The following is a 4,725-nucleotide window of genomic DNA, read 5'->3' as shown; positions in this document are numbered from 1 at the left end:
AGAGAGCACAACGACGCCAACGTCCTAGCCTTCGGCGAGCGATTGATGGGCGCGCTGGTGATCGGAGATATGATTAGGGCGTTTTTCGGCACCGATTTTGCGGGCGGTAGGCACATTAAGCGCGTCGCAAAGCTAGGTGCTTGCGGCAGTGCGAATTTTACGCATGGATTTGATGGGGAGAATTTCACGCAGAACTCCACTCAAAATTTTGCGGAACAAAGCTGTGGCACTAATTTAAACGGACGAAATTCCAAATCAAGCTTCGCCGGCAAAAGCCCTTCTAGCAAAAATCCTATCGACACGGATTTCGCGTCAAATTTTGCGCGGAGCCTTAACGATAAAAATTTCTTATTTACCGGCAAGAATCCCTTGATAAGCTTTGGTGGCGCACGTCATATAAATTTAGATTCTACGCACGCAAAGATAATCTTTAATGAGAAAAATCCGCTAGATAAAAATTCCACTGGCGCAAATTCTACGTTAAATTTTACGCGCGCGAGCGTTTGCAAGAAAAATTTCGCTCAAAAAGCTAGCCGCAAAGATTTTGTCGGTTTGAACCCAGCAATTATAAATTTCAAGGCTAAAAATTCTGTTTGCATGAGCGTTAAGCCAGAAAATATAAATTGCGCCAGTACGGGTTTAACAGATGCGAATTTTGCTATTACGAGCGTAAATTTAAAGGGCGCAAATCTTTCTAGTGCGTATTTTAGGAGCATAAATTCTGCCTATTTTAGCGCAACAATCGCTACTATGCGCTTTGCAAATCCAAATGAAGGAGGCGAGCAATGAGCGTAGCATTAGGTGTTTTAGCGCTATTTTTTGCAGCGCTACTTATTCTATCGATCCGAAAAAATTCTAAAATTTATGCTTTGCTCCGCAAGAGTGAAGAAAGAATTTCAAAGCTTAAAAGCGATAACGAAAAGCTCAAAACCGCCCTTCGCTTCGGCATCGAGGCTCTGCAAAACGAGGAGAGCGAAAACTGCAGCTTAAAAATTCAAAACGCAAGACTGAAAAGAGGTAAGCTATGAAAAGCCTAAGCAGCGAGCAAAAAAGCTATTTATTTCGCTCGATCCGCACCGTGCGTGACTTCCCAAAGCCCGGTATTTTGTTTTACGATATCACGACGCTCGTAGGCGATCGCGAGGCGTTTAATTTCCTGCTTGATCATCTAGCCGAGCGCTACGCCGATTACGGACTTGATTACATAGTAGGCATAGAAAGTCGCGGATTTATTTTTGCAGCGGCACTTGCTGCGAGGTTGAGGGTTGCTTTTGTGCCAATTAGAAAGCCAAAGAAGCTTCCTTATATCACGATTTCGCAAAAATACAGCCTTGAATACGGCTTCGATCAGGTCGAGATGCATGTGGATGCATTCTCCGGCGTGCAAGATGCCAAGGTGCTGCTAATCGACGATCTTATCGCCACCGGAGGCACCGCACGAGCGGCATTAGATCTCATCGCGCAGACGCAGGCTAAGTGCGTCGAAGCCTGCTTTTTGCTAAATTTACGTGAGTTAAACGATCTAGGCGAGTTTTCGCGACGCACAAATGTTTATTGCGTTTTAGAGGCGTGATTTTGGAAGAGCTACTTAAAAATTTACTGCAAGAATACCACCAATACGCCTATATCGTGCTTTTCGTTTGGTGTATTTTAGAAGGCGAAATCGCACTGATTTTGGGCGGTATCATGGCACACGAGGGACATATAAATTTGCCGCTAGGTATCTTTGTCGCGGGACTTGGGGCATTTTGCGGCGATCAGTTTTATTTTTATATCGGTCGCTACAACAAAAAATATATCAGTAAAAAGCTCGCGGCGCAGCGCCGAAAATTTGCGATCGCGCACCTGCTTTTGCAACGCTACGGCTGGCCGATAATTTTGATGCAGCGCTATATGTATGGCTTCCGCGTCATCATCCCGATGAGTATCGGCATCACTCGCTACAGCGCAAAGAAATTTGCGATTATCAATCTTTTTAGTGCTTGGTGCTGGTCGGGCGCGACGATGGTTTTGGCGTGGTATTTCGGCGAGGAGATCTGGAGCGGGCTGCGGCTAATCGAGCAACACTGGTATTTTGCGATACCTATCATAGGCGGAATTTTATATCTATTTTTTAGGCTATTTAAACGTATGGAAAATCACTTTATGAACTCACGAAAGGAACGAGATGAAAGTAAAACTGCTAGATCGTAAAATTAACGAGATAGAGGCGGATTTTGAAGTTATTTTAGTTGTGGATAAAAATTTAAATCACGAATTTATTAAAGACACGGATAAGTTTGCGCTTTTTAATTACAAAGGCGAGGGCAATCTACTCCTTGCCGAGAGCGGGCGGCTGTACGTGGGGATCAAAGAGCTTAGCTTCGATAGGTTGCGAGCGGCGCTTGCAAGCGCATACAACGCGCTTAAGGGTTACGCTATCAAAAATTTTAAAATCGCCTTTTACAAATGCGGCTGCGACCGAAGAAGCACGATGGCGATGGTCGAAGGCGTGCTTTTGGGCGGCTATGAGTTTAATAAATACAAAAGCGATAAAAAAAGCTCCGGCTTGAATGAAATTTTAATCTCGACGCAGGAGTACGGCGGCAGTAGCCCCGACGTACAAAAGATGAACTATGGCGTGCAGCAGGGCATCGTGATGGCAAACGCCGCAAATTTCGCGCGCGACGGCGTCAATGAGATCCCTGAAATTTACACTCCAGAAAAGATGGCGAGCGAGGCTGAAATTCTAGCCTCGAACTACGACGACGTGAGCGTTAAAATTTACGACGAAGACTTTTTGCGCGAGCAGAATATGAATGCGTTTTTGGCGGTCAATCGCTCCAGCGCTCATCCGCCTCGCCTCATCCATCTGATCTATAAGCCGCAGCGCTGCCTAAGGCGCGTCGTTTTCGTGGGCAAAGGGCTTACTTACGACAGCGGCGGGCTAAGCCTCAAGCCTGCCGATTATATGCTTACGATGAAAAGCGACAAAAGCGGCGCGCTTGCCGCGATGGGCATCATCAAGGGCGCCGCCGAGCTCGAGCTGCCGTTTGAGATACATGCGGTCATCGGTGCTACCGAAAATATGATCGGCGGCGATTCGTATAAGCCCGACGACGTGCTGCTTAGCCGCAGCGGCGTGAGTATCGAGGTGCGAAACACCGACGCGGAGGGCAGGCTCGTGCTAGCCGACTGCCTAAGCTACGCGCAGGATCTCGAGCCAGGTCTGCTAATCGATATGGCTACGCTTACCGGCGCTTGCGTCGTGGGGCTCGGCGAATACACTAGCGGCATCATGGGAAACAGCGAGGAACTAAAGCGTAAATTTAAAGATCTTAGCGGATCAAGCGGCGAGCTATTTAGCATTTTGGAATTTAACGATTATCTGCGCGAGCTAATCAAAAGCAGTATCGCAGACGTCTCCAACTGCGCTTCCAGCAGATACGGCGGCGCGATAACCGCGGGACTATTTTTGGATAAATTTATCAAAGACGAGTATAAAGACAAGTGGCTGCACCTTGATATCGCAGGGCCTGCGTATCTGGAAAAGGCGTGGGGCTATTACGCAGCGGGCGCGACTGGCGCGGGCGTGAGAGCAAACTTATATTTCTTGCAGGCTCTAGCCAAAGAGTTGAAGGACGCGTAGATGGGGCTTTCAGTAGGGATCGTAGGGCTTCCGAACGTCGGTAAATCCACGACTTTTAACGCGCTTAGCGGCGCACAAAACGCACAGGCGCAGAACTATCCATTCTGCACGATCGAGCCCAACAAAGCGGTCGTGCCTGTGCCAGATGCCAGGCTAGCAAAGCTAGCACAGATCGTTAAGCCCGGTCGCATCGTGCATTCGACTATCGAGTTCGTAGATATCGCGGGCCTGGTGCGCGGAGCTAGCAAGGGCGAGGGTCTGGGGAATAAATTTCTTTCAAATATCCGCGAGTGCGAGATCATCCTTCATATCGTGCGCTGCTTCGAAAGCGGCGACATAACCCACGTCGAAGGTTGCGTCGATCCTATCCGCGACATCGAGATCATCGAAACCGAGCTAATTTTAGCGGATATCGAGCAGCTTGGTCGTAAGATCGAGCGCCTCGGCAAGGAAGCTAAAGCAAATCAAAAGGGCGCTAAAGAGGCGCTAGCCGTGGCAAACGAGCTTTTAGCGCATCTAAACGACGGCAAGCCCGCTTCAAATTTTGCGCTCAAAGAGGACGAAAGCTACATCGCTTTAAATCGCGAGCTGCGCCTACTTAGCGCCAAAGATGTAATCTACGGCGCAAATGTGGACGAAGACGGCATCGCGCAGGATAACGAATATGTCGCGCGCGTAAGAGAATACGCAAACGTCCGCGGCGCCGAGGTGATCAAGCTCTGCGCCAAGATCGAAGAGGAGCTCATAGGGCTAAGCGACGAGGAGACGCACGAGATGCTGCAAAGCTTGGGCGCGCAGCAAAGCGGGCTGGAGCTTATCATCAAGCGCTCCTTTGCTAAGCTCAGCCTCATCAGCTACTTTACCGCCGGCGAGATGGAGGTGCGCGCGTGGACGATCACGAAGGGCTGGAAGGCTCCGAAGGCCGCGAGCGTGATCCACAACGACTTTGAGCGCGGATTTATCAGAGCAGAGGTGATCGGATTTGATGATTTCATCGCGTGCGGCGGCGAGAGTAGGGCGAAAGAAGCGGGCAAAATGCGCCTTGAGGGCAAGGACTACGTCGTGCAAGACGGCGACGTGATGCACTTTAGATTTAA

The 4,725-nt window shown here is 49.1% G+C and carries 5 protein-coding genes and 1 pseudogene; all 6 read left to right on the top strand.

The window, feature by feature from the left end; all coding sequences use genetic code 11:
* Positions 1-138: pseudogene (locus Q0238_RS08455) on the top strand (RpiB/LacA/LacB family sugar-phosphate isomerase); the annotation flags it as partial.
* Between the two features lie 647 nt (positions 139-785).
* A complete protein-coding gene (locus tag Q0238_RS08450) occupies positions 786-1,028 on the top strand; it encodes a hypothetical protein (RefSeq protein ID WP_177388948.1) in 243 nt (80 codons plus the stop codon).
* Positions 1,025-1,573: an adenine phosphoribosyltransferase gene (locus Q0238_RS08445; protein ID WP_291937052.1), complete on the top strand. Its 549-nt coding sequence runs from the start codon at positions 1,025-1,027 to the stop codon at positions 1,571-1,573. Before Q0238_RS08450 ends, Q0238_RS08445 begins: the two co-directional genes overlap by 4 nt.
* A 2-nt stretch (positions 1,574-1,575) precedes the next feature.
* Positions 1,576-2,193 (top strand): DedA family protein, encoded by a 618-nt coding sequence (locus Q0238_RS08440; RefSeq protein ID WP_177388946.1) that lies wholly within the window; start codon positions 1,576-1,578, stop codon positions 2,191-2,193.
* Positions 2,168-3,628, top strand: a complete 1,461-nt coding sequence (locus Q0238_RS08435) for a leucyl aminopeptidase (protein WP_297945041.1) — start codon at positions 2,168-2,170, stop codon at positions 3,626-3,628. The genes Q0238_RS08440 and Q0238_RS08435 overlap by 26 nt, the downstream gene beginning before the upstream one ends.
* The coding region (gene ychF / locus Q0238_RS08430) for a redox-regulated ATPase YchF (protein ID WP_297945038.1) at positions 3,629-4,725 on the top strand (1,097 nt) is incomplete at its 3' end.

This window comes from uncultured Campylobacter sp. (genome assembly GCF_938045775.1).
GTDB lineage: Bacteria > Campylobacterota > Campylobacteria > Campylobacterales > Campylobacteraceae > Campylobacter_B.
This window is presented reverse-complemented; position numbering and strand designations above follow the sequence as displayed.

Bases quoted from the DNA above. Each gene is read 5' to 3' on its own strand.
- Q0238_RS08445 (WP_291937052.1), top strand. From the start codon at position 1,025: ATGAAAAGCCTAAGCAGCGAGCAAAAAAGCTATTTATTTCGCTCGATC.
- Q0238_RS08435 (WP_297945041.1), top strand. From the start codon at position 2,168: ATGAAAGTAAAACTGCTAGATCGTAAAATTAACGAGATAGAGGCGGAT.
- Q0238_RS08450 (WP_177388948.1), top strand. From the start codon at position 786: ATGAGCGTAGCATTAGGTGTTTTAGCGCTATTTTTTGCAGCGCTACTT.